Below are 17,709 nucleotides of genomic sequence, written 5' to 3'. Positions count from 1 at the left end.
CAAGCAAATCGGCACGTCCTAAAGCCAGCCAACAAAAAACCCCGCACATCTCTCAATGTGCGGGGTTTTTCATGAAGCCTGCAACCTTACGGCGCGTACGTCAGCAGCAGCTCGCCCGGCACCTTGAAGTCCAGTGACATCATGACGCTCAACGCAGTGATGGTGAAGATCGAGAACACGAACAGCTTGCGTGCCCAGACTGTGTCATCCACTGCCTTGTAGCCGGTCCAGGCCATGTACAGCCAGTACATGCCCATGGCCGCGGCGACGGCGAGGTAGCTCATGCCGGCGTAGCCGCTGAAGGTCAGCATCAAGGTCGCCACGAGGAACGCCAGGATGTAGAGCAGGATGTGCTTCTTGGCCACTTGAATGCCGCGCTTCACTGGCAACACCGGAATCGATGCGGCCAGGTAATCGTTGAAGCGGAAAATCGCGATGGCGTAGGAATGCGGCATCTGCCACAGGCTGAACATCACCAGCAGCGTCAGTGCAGCCATGTCGAAGCTGTTGGTCACGGCGACGTAACCGATCACTGGCGGCATGGCGCCCGACAGACTGCCCACCAGCGTGCCGTGAACCGACTTGCGCTTGAGGTACAGGCTGTAGAAGCCGACGTAGATCACGAAGCCGATGATTGCGAACAGCGCGGCCAACGGGTTGGCCACCTTGTACAACAACGCAACGCCGAGAACACCCAGAATGGTCGCGTAAACCAGTGCCAGTTTCAGGGAGATCAGGCCCTGGACCAGCACACGGTTCTTGGTGCGTTCCATCTTCAGGTCGATGTCGCGGTCGATGCAGTTGTTGAACACGCAACCGGAGGCCACGACCAGGGAAGTACCGATCATAGCGGCCAGAAACACCGCCAGATCGACATGCCCTTTCGAGGCCAGGAAGAACCCGCCTGCCACAGAAAGCACGTTACCGAAAATGATCCCCGGTTTGGTGATTTGGATAAAGTGCTTGAGCGACATCGGGTCTACCTCACTTCGCCATCATGTACGTGTGGATGCTGAACATGATCCACAGCGACAGGCCAACCAGCAGCACGATCACAATCGCCGTGAAGACGAACGCGATCACGTTGTTACGCTGAGCAATGGAACGGTCCAGGTGCAGGAAGTAATACAGGTGAACGATCACCTGGATCACTGCGAACAGCAGAACGATCGCCAACGTGGTGGACTTCGGCAGGGTCGGGTACATCACCAGGCCGAACGGGATCACAGTCAGGATCACCGACAGGATGAAGCCGATGGCGTACGACTTTACGCTGCCGTGGCCAGCATCGTGGCTGTCATGGGAGTGTGCATTAGCCATTACAGGGTCCCCATCAGGTAAACAACGGTGAATACGCAGATCCACACCACGTCCAGGAAGTGCCAGAACAGGCTCAGGCAGCTCAGACGGGTCTTGTTGGTCGCCGTCAGGCCATGCTTGTTGACCTGGTACATCATGACGCCCATCCAGATCAGACCGGCCGAAACGTGCAGACCGTGAGTACCGACCAGGGTGAAGAACGCCGACAGGAAGCCCGAACGGCTAGGACCGAAGCCCTCGGAGATCAGCAGGTGGAACTCGTTGATCTCCATGGCGATGAAGCCCGCGCCGAGCAGGAAGGTCATGAACAACCAGCCCAGGACCGCCTGCTTCTTGCCTTTGTACAACGCCAGCATGGCGAAGCCGTAGGTGATCGAACTGAACAACAGCAGAGCGGTTTCGCCCAGCACGTAAGGCAGTTCGAAGATGTCGTGGCCCGACGGGCCACCGGCAACGTTGTTTACCAGTACTGCGTACACCGCGAAAATCGACGCAAACAGAATGCAGTCGGTCATCAGGTAGAGCCAGAAACCGTATACGGTCATCTCGCCCGAGTCGTGGTGATGGTCATCGTGCCCATGGTCACCATGGGCGTGTCCAACATTGGTCACTAAGTTCGACATGGTTTAAGCCTGTTCCAACGAGGTTTCAACACGGGTGGCATTGGCCGGGATTTTCCCTGCCGCGACCAGACGCTTGTGCTGCTCGGCTTCGATACGCTCGATCGTTTCAACCGGAACCATATAGCCCTGGTCGTCACGTGCAGCGTGGATCACGAAGTAAACGACGGTGCCCACCAGGCTCGCGATCGCCAGCCACCAGATGTGCCAGATCATCGCGAAACCGAAGACGGTCAACAGCGCGCCCATCACCACGCCTGTGGCGGTGTTGTTCGGCATGTGGATCGGCTCGTACTTGGCCGGACGCTGGTACGCGGTACCGTTTTCCTTGGCTTCGGTGAACGGGTCGATGCAGTCGGCCTTAGGCAGCACAGCGAAGTTGTAGAACGGTGGTGGCGACGAGGTCGACCATTCCAGGGTGTGTGCATTCCACGGGTCGCCGTGTTCGCACATGTTCTCTGGCTTGTTGCGGTCACGCACACTGACGTACAGCTGGATCAGTTGGCAGGCGATACCGACAGCGATCATCACCGCACCGAACATGGCAACGTACAGGTACGGTACCCACTCAGGGTTGGTGGTGGCGTTCAGACGACGGGTCATGCCCATGAAGCCCAGTGCATAGAGCGGCATGAACGCGACGAAGAAGCCCGAGATCCAGAACCAGAACGCTGCTTTGCCCCAGCCTTCGTGCAGCTTGAAGCCGAACGCTTTCGGGAAGTAGAACGCAAAGCCTGCGATGTAACCGAATACCGCACCGCCGATGATCACGTTGTGGAAGTGTGCGATCACGAACAGGCTGTTGTGCAGCACGAAGTCAGCACCCGGGATGGCCAGCAGTACGCCGGTCATGCCGCCGATGGCGAAGGTCACCATGAAGCCCAGGGTCCACAGCACCTGGCTGGTGAAACGCAGACGGCCCTGGTAGATGGTGAAGAGCCAGTTGAACAGTTTCACACCCGTCGGGATGGAAATCAGCATCGTCGCCAGACCGAAGAAGGCGTTGACGCTTGCACCCGAACCCATGGTGAAGAAGTGGTGCAGCCATACCATGAAGCCCAGCACCGAGATTGCGCCCGAGGCGTAGATCATCGAGTGGTGGCCGAACAGTTTCTTGCCGGTGAACGCCGAGATCACTTCCGAGAAGATGCCGAAGGCCGGCAGGATCAGGATGTAAACCTCAGGGTGGCCCCACGCCCAGAACAGGTTGACGTACATCATCGGATTGCCACCAAGTTCATTGGTGAAAATGTGGAAATCCATGTAACGGTCAAGGGTCAGCAGTGCCAGGGTCGCGGTCAGGATCGGGAACGAAGCCACGATCAGAACGTTGGCCCAGGTGCAGGTCCAGGTGAAGATCGGCATGTCCATCAGCTTCATGCCAGGGGTACGCATTTTCAGCACGGTGGCGAGGAAGTTGACCCCCGTCAGCGTTGTACCCAACCCGGATAGCTGTAGCGCCCAGATGTAGTAGTCCATGCCCACGCCAGGGCTGTATTGCAGACCCGACAGCGGCGGATAGGCAACCCAACCGGTCTTGGCGAATTCGCCGACGCCCAGGGACAGGTTGATCAGCACAACGCCGGACACCAGCAGCCAGAAGCTCAGGGAGTTCAGGAACGGGAACGCAACGTCACGCGCGCCGATCTGCAGCGGCACTGCAAGGTTCATCAGGCCGGTGAAGAATGGCATCGCCATGAAGATGATCATGATCACACCGTGAGCGGTGAAGATCTGGTCATAGTGTTCAGGTGGCAGGTAGCCAGGCGAACCCTCGGTGGCCATGGCCAACTGGGTACGCATCATGATCGCGTCGGCAAAGCCGCGCAGCAGCATGACCATGGCGACGATGATGTACATCACGCCGATTTTCTTGTGGTCGACCGAAGTCAGCCACTCGGTCCACAGGTACGTCCACTTCTTGAAATAAGTGATCGCAGCGAACAGCGCCAGACCGCCGAGGGCGATCATGGCGATGGTCACCATCACGATCGGCTCGTGGAATGGGACTGCTTCCCAACTTAATTTACCAAACATCGTTTACTCCTCTGCCCCGGCAGCTGAATGCGAACCCGCGTCAATATCCGTGGCCGCCACTTCTTTCTCTTTCTTCTCGTGCTTCAGCGGCTTGCCCGGCTTCATACCTTCGTACTTGTCGACGATGATCTGGAACTGGTTCGGCGTGACCGACGAGTAGAGCTCGACTGGGTTGTTCTGGCTCGGTTTGGCAAGGGCCGCGTATTCAGCTTGATCAAGCTGTTTAGGTGACTTCTTGACTTCACTTACCCAGGCGTCGAAATCTTCCTGAGTGGTGGAGATAGCCTTGAATTTCATACCGGTGAAACCGGCGCCGCTGTAGTTGGCGGAGATACCGTCCATTTCAGCGTTGCGGTCGGCGATCAGGTGCAGCTTGGTCTGCATGCCCGCCATCGCGTAGATCTGGCCGCCCAGACCCGGGATGAAGAACGAGTTCATCACAGCGTCAGAGGTGATCTTGAAGTTGATTGGCGTGTGCGCCGGGAACACGATCTTGTTGACCGTGGCAATGCCTTGTTCCGGGTAGATGAACAGCCACTTCCAGTCCAGCGCGACAACTTCGATGGTCACAGGCTTGACGTCAGACTCGATCGGACGATACGGGTCCAGCTCGTGAGTCGAGATGTAAGTGATGTAACCCAGGGCGATGATGATCAGCACCGGGATGGTCCATACCGCCACTTCGATTTTGGTCGAGTGCGACCACTTCGGCGTGTAGACAGCGTTCTTGTTCGAAGCGCGGTACTTCCAGGCAAACAGGAAGGTCATGACGATGACCGGCACGACGACCAACAGCATCAGCAGCGTGGCGGTGATGATCAGGTTGCGCTGTTCCAGGCCGACCTGGCCCGTTGGATTGAGCAAGGTCATGTTGCAGCCTCCCAGCAGCAACGTGCCGAGCAGCGGCACTAGGCCTAGTAATCTGGGGTACCTGTTTTTACTCATCTCACGACCTCTAAAGCAGCTTGCGCAATGCAGTTGGGTTTTGATCGCCAACACTTCACCCTGCCAAGGGTTGGCATTTTCTTTGGATTGAATAAGGGCCGCCCGTCGCGCGTCACACGCTCGACAAAACCTTGGGACAGCGTTCAGTTCTTATTCGAATTCGTGGTCAAAGGCCTTGTTACAGACCAATTCCATTTGGTGCGGAAAGTTGGAAGGCACCGACACCTGGGTGCCTCGAAAGCCTCGCGGCTCGCTCGACACCCGACCTCCTGATCAGTTCCTTAATAAAGGCTGAACAGTGCCGGGAATTCAGTGCGGGCGATTGTAGATAGGTAGCGCCCTATACACCATGTCTTATCCCGAAATAATTTTTATCACTCAGAGCAACAATCCCTCGTCATTTTTGCAAAAGTCGCCCATGTTATCGAAATCGTTTCTCAACAAAAACGTCAAAATTTGTAGGTGTAAGCGCCTCAAATCAGACAGCTCCGCAACCCTGCTACGTCTGCATGATCGGCGCAAAGCCCGATGATCCAAGGGTTTTGGCCTGTTGCCCGAGGCTGTTAAAACTGCCTGATCCGGGACATGCGTCCTAAAGCCCGAAAACGTCGAAACTGGCCAATGTTTTTATGTAACAGGCGAGCAATCGAGCGCTTCGCCAGCCCCTGCGACAGCTCGCGTGTGACAACATGTCGCACACTTGCCGCACACTTCATTGCCGTTCGTCACGGCGTTTTCACCAGCGCTCTGAAATGCAAAACGCCTCGATTTTCCTCGCGGAGAATCGGGGCGTTTTGTTTATCGGCACCCGTGCTGAAAAGTTGACTCAGCGCAGCGCTTTTCGATTACGCGAGGTCAGCAGCGGCACCAGAATCACCACCAGCACAAACGCTACCAGCGCCCATTGCGCCAGCGACAGGCCGAGGATCGGCGGGTACGGCGTCGAGCAGAAACCGTCAACCTGAAAACCCAGCGGGAAGACTTTCGCCAGCGGCAGATCATCAACAATCGGCTGCAACACATCGATGCCGCAACTGACCGCCGGATAGAACTGGGTGTACACGTGATGCCCGGCGACGCCGGCCCCGGCAATCGCGCAGATCACCACCAGCGTTTCGAACACGGTGATGCTGCGACGGCTGCGCATCGCCGCGCCGATGAACGCGAACACGGCGATCAGCAGCAACGCATAACGCTGCAGAATGCACAGCGGGCACGGCGCTTCGCCAAGCACGATCTGCATGTACAGCGCGCCACCGATCAGCGCGAGGCAAATGATCCCCAGCAACACCAGATAACGCCGCTCACGGCCCAATCGAATCGTTTCCTCGCTCATCGCCTTTCCCTTGTAAGTCCATGGTCCAGCCGGCCGGCGGCTGAAATTGTCGCAAGTCTACACCGGGGCAATAAACGATAGAGCGGTTAAGGAATGATTAACCTCCAACGGGAGGCATGAGTTTGCGTCGCACAAACGATTCGCGAGCAGGCTCGCTCCCACACTGGATTGTGTCGAACACAAATCCTGTGGGAGCGAGCCTGCTCGCGAACGAGACAACTCGGTGTCAGATCACTCCAAAGCAGCAGCCGGCCCAAAGAACTCGTAACGGCTTTGCTGTTCCGGCACGCCCAGCGCTTTCAGGTGCCGCTTGATCGCGCCCATGAACCCTTTCGGCCCAAGGAAGTACGCATCGACATCACGCTGCGCCGGCAGCCACTCGCCGAGCAAGGCTTCGCTGAGCAGGCCGACCTTGTCCGCCGCCGGGCTGACGCCATCCTCTTCGGCGTAGCAATAAAAGCGCTTGAGCTGTGGATGACGCGCCGCCAGGCCGTCGACCCAATCACGGAACGCGTGAACGCTGCCGTTACGCGCGCAGTGGATAAAGTGCACAGGGCGCTCGGTTGCCAGCGCCGCTTCGAGCATCGCCAGAGTCGGAGTGATGCCGACGCCACCGCTGATCAGCACCAGCGGTTTGTCACTCGCCGCCAAGGTGAATTCGCCCGATGGCGGGAACAGTTGGATGTTGTCTCCAACGTGCAGTTGATCATGCAAGTAATTCGATGCGCGACCACCCGGCTCGCGCTTGACGCTGATCCGGTATTGACCGTTGTTCGCCAGCGCCGACAACGAATAGTTGCGGCGGATTTCTTCGCCGTCGAGGATCAGCTTCATGCCGATGTACTGACCCGGTTCAGCCGCGAGAATCGGGCCTTTGTCCGCAGGCTCGAAATAGAACGAGGTGATTTCAGCGCTTTCCTGCACTTTGGCCGCGACGATGAATTCCCGCGCACCGCGCCAGCCGCCGACGGCCTGTTCCTTCTGGTCATAAATGGCGCTTTCCGCACCGATCAGGATGTCGGCCAATTGCCCGTACGCCGCGCCCCAGGCGCTCATCACTTCGGGTGTGGCGATCTCGTCGCCAAGTACTTCGGAAATGGCGCGCAGCAGGCAGGCACCGACAATTGGATAATGCTCTGGCAGGATCTGCAGGGCCACATGCTTGTTGATGATCTTCGCCACCAGATCGCCCAACTGGTCGAGCTGATCAATGTGACGGGCGTACATCAAGACGCCGTTGGCCAACGCCCGTGGCTGGTCGCCACTGGCCTGGTGAGCCTGGTTGAACAGAGGGCGCACTTCGGGGTACTCGGACAGCATCATCCGGTAGAAATGGTTGATCAACGCCTCACCGCCGCTTTCGAGCAGAGGCACGGTGGATTTGATGATGGCACGATCCTGAACGCTAAGCATAAGGTGACTCCTGCGCTTTCTTGAAAAGTTGCTTTAGCGGTATCAGGTTTCGTGCCAACTAAATAATCGTTATAGATCAATAGCTTAAACATTGAGTAGTCATATCGACTCGATACCCCGTATAGTCATCTCGACTACATCGTGTCTTTTTGACTAGCAGCCTATGATCGCCAAATCGTTACTCACCACTTTGCTGCCCCTGGTCGCTGACCTTTCCCGCGAACTGCCCGAGGGCGAGCGCTACCGGCGTCTTCTGGAAGCCATGCGCGCGCTGTTGCCCTGCGATGCGGCGGCGTTATTGCGTCTGGATGGCGAATCCCTGGTGCCGCTGGCGGTCGACGGTTTAAGCACCGACACTCTGGGCCGGCGCTTCAAGGTCCGCGAGCACCCGCGTTTCGAGATTCTTCTGGGCGGCGCCGGGCCGACGCGCTTCGCCGCCGACAGCGACTTGCCCGACCCTTATGACGGCTTGGTCGAGGGTCTCGACGAGCACCTTGAAGTGCACGACTGTCTCGGCTGTCCTTTATTTGTCGATGAAAAGCTGTGGGGCCTGATCACTCTCGATGCGCTGGACCCGGAGCGTTTCGAACCGATCGAACTCGATGCTTTGCAAGCCTTCGCCAGCCTCGCCGCGGCCACGGTCAACGCCGCCGAGCGCATCGAGCGCCTGGCGATTCGCGCCGAAGACGAGCATCAACGCGCCGAGGTTTACCGTCAGGCCAGCGGCCAGCAGCACCGCGAGATGATCGGCCAAAGCAAGGCGCACAAACACCTGATCGAAGAAATCAATCTGGTCGGTGGCAGCGACTTGACCGTGTTGATCACCGGTGAAACGGGCGTCGGCAAAGAACTCGTCGCCCAAGCCATCCATGCCGCCTCGCCGCGCGCCAACCAGCCGATCATCAGCCTCAACTGCGCCGCCCTGCCCGACACGCTGGTAGAAAGCGAGTTGTTCGGCCATGTGCGCGGCGCCTTCACCGGCGCCACCAGCGACCGCCGCGGCAAGTTCGAACTGGCCAACGGCGGCACCTTGTTTCTCGATGAAGTCGGCGAATTGTCGCTGACCGTGCAGGCCAAATTGCTCCGCGTGCTGCAAAGCGGCCAGTTGCAGCGACTGGGCTCGGACAAGGAGCATCAGGTCGATGTGCGCTTGATTGCGGCAACCAACCGCGATCTGGCCGAAGAGGTGCGCAGCGGGCGTTACCGTGCCGACTTCTATCACCGTTTGAGCGTGTACCCGCTGCGAGTGCCGGCGCTGCGCGATCGCGGGCGCGATGTCTTGTTGCTCAGCGGTTTTTTCCTTGAACAGAACCGCTCGCGCATGGGCCTCAACAGCCTGCGCCTGACCGCCGACGCCCAGGAGGCGCTGCTCGCCTACGCATGGCCGGGCAATGTACGCGAACTGGAACACCTGATCGGGCGCAGTGCATTGAAGGCGCTGGGCAATTGCAAAGTGCGACCGAAGATTCTCAGCTTGAGCGCGACAGATCTGGATTTGCCGCGGGAGGTTGTGGATAACGTGGTTGAGCCGGCTCCGGCGGGTCTGCCTGACGAGATGCCAATGATCAGCGGGGATTTGCGCAGTGCCACCGATGAGTTCCAGCGGCGGTTGATCAGCGCAGCGCTGGAGCGTAATCAGGATAATTGGGCGAGTGCGGCCCGGGAGCTGGGGGTGGACCGGGCTAATCTTGGGCGAATGGCCAAGCGCTTGGGCATGAAATAACCACGCCATGTAGCTTGCTTGATGACCTGTGGCGAGGGGATTTATCCCCGCTGGACTGCGCAGCAGTCCCATCTTTTGGGGCCGCTACGCGACCCAACGGGGATAAATCCCCTCGCCACAGATGTTTTTTTCCTGCCGACAACTGACCTAAAGCCCCACCTTTTGACGCCGATAACCCGGCATCAATGGTTTCCGGCGATTTCCATCCTCGCCCATCACCTTTTTCCACAGAAGGTTCTTATGTCCTCCACCAAAGCCCGCGCAGATTCACTTTCGCTTCTGCTGTTCACCTTGCGCAGCGGCAAGCTGATGGCGATCAACCTGCTGAAAGTCAGTGAAATCATCCCCTGCCCGCCGCTGACCAAGCTGCCGGAGTCGCATCCGCATGTTAAAGGCATCGCGTCTCTGCGCGGTGCATCGTTGTCAGTGATCGACCTGAGCCGCGCCATCGGCGAACGCCCGCTGGAAGACCCGAACGGCGGCTGCCTGATCGTTACCGACGTCAGCCGTTCCAAGCAAGGCCTGCATGTGCAGGCAGTGAGCAAGATCGTCCATTGCCTGACCACCGACATCAAGCCGCCGCCCTTCGGCTCCGGCGGCTCGCGAGCTTACATCACTGGCGTGACCTCGGTAGACGGCACACTGGTGCAAGTGCTGGATATCGAAAAAGTCATCCACAGCATCGCCCCGGCGCAGATCGAAATGGCCCCGACCGACCTGTCCATGGAAGACGCCGAAGTCCTCGGCAATGCGCGGATTCTGGTGGTCGATGACAGTCAGGTGGCGCTGCAACAATCGGTGCACACCCTGCGTAATCTCGGCCTGCAATGCCACACCGCGCGCAGTGCCAAGGAAGCCATCGACTGCCTGCTCGACCTGCAAGGCACCGCGCAGCAGATCAACCTGATTGTCTCTGACATCGAAATGTCCGAGATGGACGGCTACGCCTTCACCCGCACCTTGCGCGAAACCCCGGATTTTGCCCATTTGTACGTGCTGCTGCACACCTCGCTCGACAGCGCGATGAACAGCGAAAAAGCCCGGCTGGCCGGGGCCAACGCCGTGCTGACCAAGTTCTCCTCGCCGGAATTGACCCAACGATTGATCGAAGCGGCCAAACACGTCGCGGCCAACGGTCACTGAGTCTTGGCCGAGACGTTTTGCTTTCTGATGCGCCGCGACCTGGATGCAGGAGTGCCGGATGCGCAATGGCCGTCAGGTATCGAATTGTCCGTTTACTGCGCTGAACTGGCGCCAGCGGTGCATCAGTTGATGCAACTCGGGCAGCGTGACGGTGGCGGTCGCGTGCCGCCGCTGAACGATTGGCAGCAGCGGTTTCTCAGCGATCCTGAATACGATCCGGCGCTGTGTTTCGTTGCTTGCGATGCCGGGGGCGTCGTTGGTGTAGCGCAGTGCTGGACCAGTTCATATATCAAGAATCTGGTAGTGCATCCGCGCTGGCAGGGCCGCGGGCTTGGACGGGGGTTGCTGCTGCATGCCTTCAAAGTGTTCGAACAACGGCGCGAAGGGTTTGTTGATTTGAGAGTGCTGGAGGACAACCTGCGGGCGCAGCGGTTGTATGAAAGTGTCGGGATGTACGTGATTCGACGGGAGATGGTCGCTGAATGATCCAGCGCCATCGCGAGCAGGCTCACTCCTACAGTTGGAACGCATTTCAAATGTAGGAGTGAGCCTGCTCGCGATGACGCCGGTACAGGCAACTTCCAACCCTCAGGCATACTCCAACCCTGGCCACTCACGACCAAGGATGCCCTTACCATGAAAGCCATCACCCTGGCCCTGCTCGCCCTCACCGCCCTCGCCCCCCAGGCCCACGCCTCCAGCCCTGACGCCTGGGCCGCGTACGACAAAACCGTGCTCGCCAGTTGCACCAAGGCCAGCAACCTGAAAAACGTCAAACCGGTCGGCACACCCGCGCAATTCGATGATCGCGTCGGCTACACCGCCGTGCTGTTGCAAGGCCAATACCCGCAGAAACACATGAAAGGCCAGCAGGGCAGCGAACTGTGCCTGTACAACAAACAGTCAAAAACCGCCTTCGTTACCGAATGGGACTCGATCCGCCCAACCGCGAAAAACCGTTGAGTGGCGCATAACTTGCTTCGATCCGCGTCTGTGCGGTGGTTTTCCGCCACCGTTTCATACCTTGATTGAAGACAGATCGCTCAATGAATACGACGTTTTCCTGCGTAGGCTGCGGCAAGTGCTGCACCGACCACCATGTCCCGCTGACCTTGACCGAAGCCCGTATGTGGGCTGCGGATGGCGGTCAGGTGATCGTCCTGGTCGAGGCGTTTCTCGGCAATGGCCTGGGCTTGCCGGCGCAGCAACGCGAACATGCCGAACGCCGTTCGGTGGTGGTGCGCAGTGGGGCCACAGATGCGCATGTAGCAATCACCTTCGCAGCCTACAACGTCGGCCCCTGCCGGAATCTTGACGACGACAAACGCTGCCGGATCTATGAACGGCGCCCCTTGGTGTGCCGGATTTACCCGGCAGAAATCAATCCGCACATCCCGCTCAACCCCGCAGCCAAGGATTGCCCGCCCGAGTCCTGGGAACAGGGGCCGGCGTTGATCGTTGGCGGCGAGCTGGTCGATCAGGAACTGCTGACGCTGATCCAGCGCTCACGGCAGGCGGACCGGGATGACATTCAGCTCAAGGATGCGATCTGTGCAAGGCTGGGGATTCGTACCACGGCGCTGAAGGGTGACGGATTTACCGCGTACTTGCCGAACATGGATGCGTTTGCAGCGGTGATTGATCAAGTGACCGCGCTGCCGCTGACGCCTGAACAGAGCGACTGGCTGTTTCATTTATCCGGCGATGATGTAGCGGGGCAAGTGCTGGCCGCGGGTGGGCAGGTGGTGACTGAGCCGGCGCTGACCTATGCGTTTATTTCATTGCGCGCGGCTTGATCTGACATTCGTGGTGTAGCGGCTGCCGCCTTCGCGAGCAAGCTCGCTCCCACATGGGATCTGTGCCGAACACTAAATCTGTGGGAGCGAGCCCGCTCGCGAAGGGGCCAGCAAAGACACGGTCACTTGCGAATATCAGCGCTTACCCATCGACCGACGCGTCCCCGGCGGTGCCATCCCCGGGGTCTTGGTGTGGCCGTTCTTCGCACCATTCTTGTACCACGGCTGATTCGAGCCTTTCGCCGACGCCAGCTCGCCCGGTTTGAAGGGGAACTTGAACGCGGGGATATCGGCTTTGGTTTCGCTGGCGTCAGCCACTTCAGCCGGGACGTCGCTCACAGCGTCGTCAACCGACGGTTGGGTCGGGGAAGTCATAAAAGCTCCGGGAACAAAAAGTCGGCCCGATCAGTGAGCCGCAAAGGCGCGCAGTATACCTGTGCGCCATGGCTCGGCACCTGGAGATTTGCAGCGCACGCCGAACGGCTTGCAGACCAGCAAATCCTTTTCTGGGAACGATCGGTCCCTTTTGGGGACCGTTTAACAAAACTGACCGGTAGAGATGTGTTGCCCAATCACTCGCCTTCGCGAGCAGGCTCGCTCCCGCAGAAAAGCAGAAGCAAGATCAAAAGATCGCAGCCTTCGACAGCTCCTGCATGGAGCTCGCGGCGCAGCCGCCCCTCTCAAAACAATGAGCGCAAGCTCGAGTACCGCTCTTGATCTTGATCTTGATCCACGGGCGACATCGGAAGGCTGAGTGGAGGGATTGATCCGGGGGCGGGAGCGCAGCGACCGTTTGGCGCAGCCAAACACAGCGAGAGGAGGTGCAGCGAAGCAAACCGGAGGCGCTGCCCCCGTATCGATCCCGCAGCGAAGGAACCCCGAGCCCCAGCGAGCGGGCCGAACGCAGGAGCAAGCGTTTTTTGCTTACTTTTTTCGGCGCTTGTAAAAAAGTGAGTCGCCGTAAGGGCGAAACCCTAAGCCGCCGTTACCGCAGCAACGGATATATACACACCGAAACTGACAGCGCTGACAGCCAGCCGTCACTCTCCCGACCCTCAAACCTGTTTATAACTAGCCAATCTGCCCCAACTCCGAACCCCGGCGCCCCGCATGCCAATCCAGAAAAACAAAGCCCTGCTTGCCATTCTGTTAATCCTGCTGGCCGCCGCCGGCCTGTGGTTTGCACTCAAACCCGCTCCGACCAGGCTCACCACCCCGACCGCTATTCCCGTGCGCGTCGTCGCAGTCAGCGCCAAAGACGTGCCGCGCTACACCAGCGGCATCGGCTCGGTGCTTTCGCTGCATAGCGTTGTGGTGCGTCCGCAGATCGACGGGATCCTGACGAAGATCCTCGTCAAGGAAGGCCAACTGGTCGAGGCAGGCGACCTGCTCGCGACTATCGACGATCGCTCGATCCGCGCCAGCCTCGACCAGGCCCGCGCGCAACTGGGCGAAAGCCAGGCGCAACTGCAAGTTGCCCTGCTCAACCTCAAGCGTTACAAGCTGCTCAGCGTCGACGACGGCGTTTCGAAGCAGACCTACGACCAGCAACAAGCGCTGGTCAATCAACTCAAGGCCACGGCTCAAGGCAATCAGGCCGCCATCGACGCCGCTCAAGTGCAACTGTCCTACACGCAGATTCGCTCCCCGGTCACCGGACGCGTCGGTATTCGTACCGTTGATGAGGGCAATTTCCTGCGCATGACTGACACCCTGGGCCTGTTTACCGTGACCCAGATTGACCCGATCGCCGTCGAGTTTTCCCTGCCGCAGCAAATGCTGCCGACCCTGCAAGGCTTGCTCAACGACCCACAGAAAGCACCAGTCAAGGCTTACATCGGCGCCGACACGGACGGCGAAACCGCCAACCTGCTCGGCGAGGGTCATCTGACCCTGATCGACAACCAGATCAACGCCAACACCGGCACCCTTCGCGCCAAGGCCGAATTCGCCAACGCCAGCCAAAAGCTCTGGCCCGGTTTGCTGGTTACGGTAAAGATTCAGACGGCTGTGGATAAAGATGCGCTGGTCGTTCCGCCCACCGTCGTACAACGCGGCCTCGACCAACACTTCGTTTACCGCGTGATCGGCGACAAGGTTGAAGCCGTACCGGTGCAGATGGTTTATCAGGGCAGCGGTCAGGACATCATCAAGGGCGTCAACGCCGGTGACGTGCTGGTCACTGACGGCCAGTCGCGGCTCAAACCGGGTTCGACTGTGCAAGTCATGACCGAGCCGCCGCAAGTGGTGCAGGCGGAGCCGAAGCCATGACCTCGCACAAGGGCATTTCGACGTGGTGCATCGACCACCCGGTGGCGACGATTCTGCTGACGATTGCCTTGGTGCTGGTCGGGGCGATTGCCTTCCCGCGCCTGCCGATTGCCCCGCTGCCGGAAGCGGAATTTCCGACGATTCAGGTCTCGGCGCAGTTGCCCGGTGCCAGCCCCGACACCATGGCCTCGTCGGTGGCCACGCCATTGGAGGTGCAATTCAGCGCCATCCCCGGCATGACGCAGATGACCTCGAGCAGTGCCTTGGGCTCAACCCTGCTGACCCTGCAGTTCACCCTCGACAAAAGCATCGACACCGCCGCCCAAGAAGTGCAGGCAGCGATCAATACCGCCGCCGGCAAGCTGCCCAAGGACATGCCGACGCTGCCGACCTGGAAGAAGGTCAACCCGGCCGACAGTCCGGTGCTGATCCTCAGCGTCAGCTCGACGCAGATGCCCGGCACCGAACTCAGTGACCTGGTGGAAACCCTGCTCGCCCGTCAGATCAGTCAGATCGACGGCGTAGGCCAAATCAACATCACCGGTCAGCAACGTCCGGCGATTCGGGTGCAGGCGTCGGCGGACAAACTCGCGGCAATTGGTCTGACTCTCGCTGACATCAGACTGGCAATCCAGCAGACCAGCCTCAACCTGGCGAAAGGTGCGCTGTACGGTGAATCGAGCATTTCCACACTGTCGACCAACGACCAGTTGTTCCATCCCGAGGACTACAGCCAACTCATCGTTTCCTACAAGGATGGCGCCCCGGTTCACCTGCGCGATGTCGCTAAAGTCGTCAATGGCGCAGAAGACGCCTACGTACAGGCCTGGGCTGGTGGTCGGCCGGGGGTGAACCTGGTGATCTCGCGCCAGCCCGGCGCCAACATCGTCGAGACCGTCGACCGCATTCAAGCGGCCCTGCCCGGCCTCGAAGCGATGCTGCCGGCCTCGGTGGAAGTGAAAACCCTGATCGATCGCACGCAAACCATCCGCGCTTCGCTGCATGAGGTGGAAATCACTTTGCTGATCGCGATCCTGCTGGTGGTCGCGGTGATGGCGCTGTTCCTGCGCCAGTTGTCGGCAACGCTGATTGTCTCGGCGGTGCTCGGTGTGTCGCTGATCGCCAGTTTTGCGTTGATGTACGTGCTCGGCTTCAGCCTGAACAATTTGACGTTGGTGGCGATTGTCGTCGCGGTCGGCTTCGTGGTGGATGACGCGATTGTCGTGGTGGAAAACATCCACCGCCATCTTGAGGCTGGCGACGGCATGCGCGAGGCGGCGATCAAAGGGGCCGGCGAGATCGGTTTTACCGTGGTGTCGATCAGTTTCTCGCTGGTGGCGGCGTTTATTCCGCTGCTGTTCATGGGCGGTGTGGTCGGCCGACTGTTCAAGGAATTCGCCCTGACCGCGACCTCGACCATCATGATTTCCGTGGTGGTGTCGCTGACGCTGGCGCCCACTCTTGCCGCACTGTTCATGCGCAAACCGGTGCATCACGCCCACGCCAAACCCGGCTTCAGCGAACGCTTGCTTGGCTGGTACGAGAAAGGTCTGCGCCGTGCGCTCGCCCATCAGAAACTGATGATTGGTGTGTTCGGTTTATCGCTGGCGCTGGCTGTCGGCGGCTACATCTTTATCCCCAAGGGTTTCTTTCCGGTGCAGGACACCGGTTTTGTCCTTGGCACCACCGAAGCCGCTGCGGATATTTCCTACGGCGACATGGTGAAAAAACACTTGGCGATGGCCGAAATCGTCGCCGCCGATCCGGCGGTGCAGGCGTTTTCCCATTCGGTCGGTGTCTCCGGCAGTAACCAGACCATCGCCAACGGCCGCTTCTGGATCGCGCTGAAAAAACGCGGCGACCGCGATGTTTCCGCCAGCCAGTTCATCGACCGCATCCGCCCGCAACTGATGAAAGTCCCCGGCATCGTTCTGTACCTGCGCGCAGGGCAAGACATCAACCTCAGCTCCGGCCCGAGCCGCGCGCAGTACCAATACGTACTCAAGAGTAACGACGGCGCAACGCTGGCGACCTGGACCCAGCGCCTGACCGAAAAACTGCGCAGCAACCCGGCGTTTCGCGACATTTCCAATGACTTGCAACTGGGCGGCAGCATCACCCACATCAACATCGATCGCAGCGCGGCGGCGCGGTTCGGCCTGACCGCCAGCGATGTCGACGAGGCGTTGTACGATGCGTTCGGTCAACGGCAGATCAACGAATTCCAGACTCAGGTCAATCAGTACAACGTGATTCTGGAGCTGGATACCAAACAGCGCGGCAAGGCCGAAAGCCTCAACTATTTCTACCTGCGCTCACCGCTCAGCGGGGAAATGGTGCCGCTGTCGGCGCTGGCAAGGTTCGACGCACCGACCATCGGCCCGCTGTCGATTGCCCACGACGGCATGTTTCCCGCCGCCAACCTGTCGTTCAACCTCGCCCCCGGCGTGGCGTTGGGCGATGCAGTGATTCTGCTCAATCAGGCCAAGGCCGAGATCGGCATGCCCACCGCGATCAGCGGCAACTTCCAGGGCGCAGCGCAGGCATTCCAGAGTTCGCTGGCCAGCCAGCCGTGGCTGATTCTCGCGGCGCTGGTGGCGGTGTACATCATTCTCGGCGTGCTTTATGAAAGCTTCGTGCACCCGCTGACGATCATCTCGACCTTGCCGGCGGCAGGCCTGGGCGCGGTGATCATGCTGTGGCTCTGCGGCCAGGATTTTTCGATCATGGCGCTGATCGGGCTGGTGCTGCTGATCGGCATCGTCAAGAAGAACGGCATCCTGATGATCGACTTTGCGTTGGAGGCGCAGCGCCAGCGTGGGCTGTCACCGCAGGAGGCGATTTTCGAGGCCTGCATCACGCGGTTCCGGCCGATCATCATGACCACCCTCGCCGCCCTGCTCGGCGCGTTGCCGCTGATGCTCGGCTACGGCACCGGCGCCGAACTGCGCCAGCCACTGGGTATTGCCGTGGTCGGCGGCTTGCTGGTCAGCCAGATGCTGACGCTGTTCACCACGCCGGTCATATACTTATGGCTCGAGCGGCTGTTTCACCGGCCAAAACCTTTGCCTGCAGCGGCATTGGCGACCACAGACTGAGGCGGTC

Annotated in this window: 15 protein-coding genes; 7 read left to right on the top strand and 8 right to left on the bottom strand. The window is 59.5% G+C overall.

All coding sequences use genetic code 11. From position 1 onward, the window contains the following. Positions 1-86: 86 nt before the first annotated feature. From cyoE to hmpA, 7 genes are all read right to left on the bottom strand, one after another. The gene (gene cyoE, locus HU755_RS19975; RefSeq protein ID WP_186530385.1) at positions 87-974 is read right to left on the bottom strand and encodes a heme o synthase; all 888 of its coding nucleotides are present in this window, start codon (positions 972-974) and stop codon (positions 87-89) included. Between the two features lie 10 nt (positions 975-984). Continuing rightward, positions 985-1,320, bottom strand: a complete 336-nt coding sequence (cyoD, locus tag HU755_RS19970) for a cytochrome o ubiquinol oxidase subunit IV (protein WP_011335842.1) — start codon at positions 1,318-1,320, stop codon at positions 985-987. Then, complete coding sequence (cyoC, locus tag HU755_RS19965; RefSeq protein ID WP_090286077.1) at positions 1,320-1,943, bottom strand: cytochrome o ubiquinol oxidase subunit III; 624 nt, start codon at positions 1,941-1,943, stop codon at positions 1,320-1,322. The genes cyoD and cyoC overlap by 1 nt, the downstream gene beginning before the upstream one ends. Positions 1,944-1,946: 3 nt before the next feature. Continuing rightward, on the bottom strand, positions 1,947-3,977 hold the full coding sequence (gene cyoB, locus HU755_RS19960) for a cytochrome o ubiquinol oxidase subunit I (protein ID WP_186549050.1): 2,031 nt from the start codon (positions 3,975-3,977) through the stop codon (positions 1,947-1,949). A gap of 3 nt (positions 3,978-3,980) precedes the next feature. Continuing rightward, a complete protein-coding gene (cyoA, locus tag HU755_RS19955; RefSeq protein WP_024014231.1) occupies positions 3,981-4,922 on the bottom strand; it encodes a ubiquinol oxidase subunit II in 942 nt (313 codons plus the stop codon). Between the two features lie 826 nt (positions 4,923-5,748). Further along, positions 5,749-6,258 (bottom strand): disulfide bond formation protein B, encoded by a 510-nt coding sequence (locus HU755_RS19950; protein WP_186635767.1) that lies wholly within the window; start codon positions 6,256-6,258, stop codon positions 5,749-5,751. A gap of 231 nt (positions 6,259-6,489) precedes the next feature. After that, positions 6,490-7,671 carry an NO-inducible flavohemoprotein gene (gene hmpA, locus HU755_RS19945; RefSeq protein ID WP_186635764.1) on the bottom strand — a complete coding sequence of 394 codons (1,182 nt, stop codon included), beginning with the start codon at positions 7,669-7,671 and terminating at the stop codon, positions 6,490-6,492. Positions 7,672-7,834: 163 nt separating this feature from the next. On the opposite strand from hmpA, the gene norR reads away from it, so the two are divergent. The 5 genes from norR to HU755_RS19920 all read left to right on the top strand — a co-directional run bounded on the left by norR (position 7,835) and on the right by HU755_RS19920 (position 12,333). After that, positions 7,835-9,394, top strand: coding sequence for a nitric oxide reductase transcriptional regulator NorR (gene norR / locus HU755_RS19940; protein WP_186635761.1), 1,560 nt, complete (start codon positions 7,835-7,837; stop codon positions 9,392-9,394). A gap of 240 nt (positions 9,395-9,634) precedes the next feature. Next, complete coding sequence (locus HU755_RS19935) at positions 9,635-10,537, top strand: chemotaxis protein CheV (RefSeq protein WP_133338371.1); 903 nt, start codon at positions 9,635-9,637, stop codon at positions 10,535-10,537. Between the two features lie 27 nt (positions 10,538-10,564). Then, entirely contained in the window at positions 10,565-11,023 is a 459-nt protein-coding gene (locus HU755_RS19930) for a GNAT family N-acetyltransferase (RefSeq protein ID WP_186635883.1), read from the top strand. A 150-nt stretch (positions 11,024-11,173) separates the two neighbouring features. Next, entirely contained in the window at positions 11,174-11,500 is a 327-nt protein-coding gene (locus HU755_RS19925; RefSeq protein WP_186635758.1) for a hypothetical protein, read from the top strand. 83 nt (positions 11,501-11,583) lie between these two features. Then, positions 11,584-12,333, top strand: a complete 750-nt coding sequence (locus HU755_RS19920; RefSeq protein WP_186635755.1) for a YkgJ family cysteine cluster protein — start codon at positions 11,584-11,586, stop codon at positions 12,331-12,333. A gap of 135 nt (positions 12,334-12,468) precedes the next feature. On the opposite strand, the gene HU755_RS19915 is transcribed toward HU755_RS19920, so the two are convergent. Beyond that, positions 12,469-12,708, bottom strand: coding sequence for a hypothetical protein (locus tag HU755_RS19915; protein WP_186549037.1), 240 nt, complete (start codon positions 12,706-12,708; stop codon positions 12,469-12,471). Positions 12,709-13,443: 735 nt separating this feature from the next. Between HU755_RS19915 and HU755_RS19910 the strand changes: the two genes are divergently transcribed. Both HU755_RS19910 and HU755_RS19905 read left to right on the top strand, forming a co-directional pair. Continuing rightward, positions 13,444-14,604, top strand: a complete 1,161-nt coding sequence (locus HU755_RS19910) for an efflux RND transporter periplasmic adaptor subunit (RefSeq protein ID WP_186635752.1) — start codon at positions 13,444-13,446, stop codon at positions 14,602-14,604. Next, the gene (locus tag HU755_RS19905; protein WP_186635749.1) at positions 14,601-17,702 is read left to right on the top strand and encodes a multidrug efflux RND transporter permease subunit; all 3,102 of its coding nucleotides are present in this window, start codon (positions 14,601-14,603) and stop codon (positions 17,700-17,702) included. Before HU755_RS19910 ends, HU755_RS19905 begins: the two co-directional genes overlap by 4 nt. Positions 17,703-17,709 lie beyond the last annotated feature (7 nt).

Source organism: Pseudomonas sp. SWRI111 (assembly GCF_014268555.1).
Classification (GTDB): Bacteria; Pseudomonadota; Gammaproteobacteria; order Pseudomonadales; family Pseudomonadaceae; genus Aquipseudomonas; species Aquipseudomonas hamedanensis.
Note: the sequence above shows the minus strand (reverse complement) of the source record. Positions and strands in the feature narration are given on the sequence as shown.

Coding starts and splice junctions, on each gene's coding strand:
- cyoC (WP_090286077.1), bottom strand. CDS start 1,943: ATGTCGAACTTAGTGACCAATGTTGGACACGCCCATGGTGACCATGGG.
- HU755_RS19915 (WP_186549037.1), bottom strand. CDS start 12,708: ATGACTTCCCCGACCCAACCGTCGGTTGACGACGCTGTGAGCGACGTC.
- cyoA (WP_024014231.1), bottom strand. CDS start 4,922: ATGAGTAAAAACAGGTACCCCAGATTACTAGGCCTAGTGCCGCTGCTC.
- HU755_RS19930 (WP_186635883.1), top strand. CDS start 10,565: ATGCGCCGCGACCTGGATGCAGGAGTGCCGGATGCGCAATGGCCGTCA.
- cyoE (WP_186530385.1), bottom strand. CDS start 974: ATGTCGCTCAAGCACTTTATCCAAATCACCAAACCGGGGATCATTTTC.
- HU755_RS19925 (WP_186635758.1), top strand. CDS start 11,174: ATGAAAGCCATCACCCTGGCCCTGCTCGCCCTCACCGCCCTCGCCCCC.
- norR (WP_186635761.1), top strand. CDS start 7,835: ATGATCGCCAAATCGTTACTCACCACTTTGCTGCCCCTGGTCGCTGAC.
- HU755_RS19920 (WP_186635755.1), top strand. CDS start 11,584: ATGAATACGACGTTTTCCTGCGTAGGCTGCGGCAAGTGCTGCACCGAC.
- HU755_RS19935 (WP_133338371.1), top strand. CDS start 9,635: ATGTCCTCCACCAAAGCCCGCGCAGATTCACTTTCGCTTCTGCTGTTC.
- hmpA (WP_186635764.1), bottom strand. CDS start 7,671: ATGCTTAGCGTTCAGGATCGTGCCATCATCAAATCCACCGTGCCTCTG.
- HU755_RS19905 (WP_186635749.1), top strand. CDS start 14,601: ATGACCTCGCACAAGGGCATTTCGACGTGGTGCATCGACCACCCGGTG.
- cyoB (WP_186549050.1), bottom strand. CDS start 3,977: ATGTTTGGTAAATTAAGTTGGGAAGCAGTCCCATTCCACGAGCCGATC.
- cyoD (WP_011335842.1), bottom strand. CDS start 1,320: ATGGCTAATGCACACTCCCATGACAGCCACGATGCTGGCCACGGCAGC.
- HU755_RS19950 (WP_186635767.1), bottom strand. CDS start 6,258: ATGAGCGAGGAAACGATTCGATTGGGCCGTGAGCGGCGTTATCTGGTG.
- HU755_RS19910 (WP_186635752.1), top strand. CDS start 13,444: ATGCCAATCCAGAAAAACAAAGCCCTGCTTGCCATTCTGTTAATCCTG.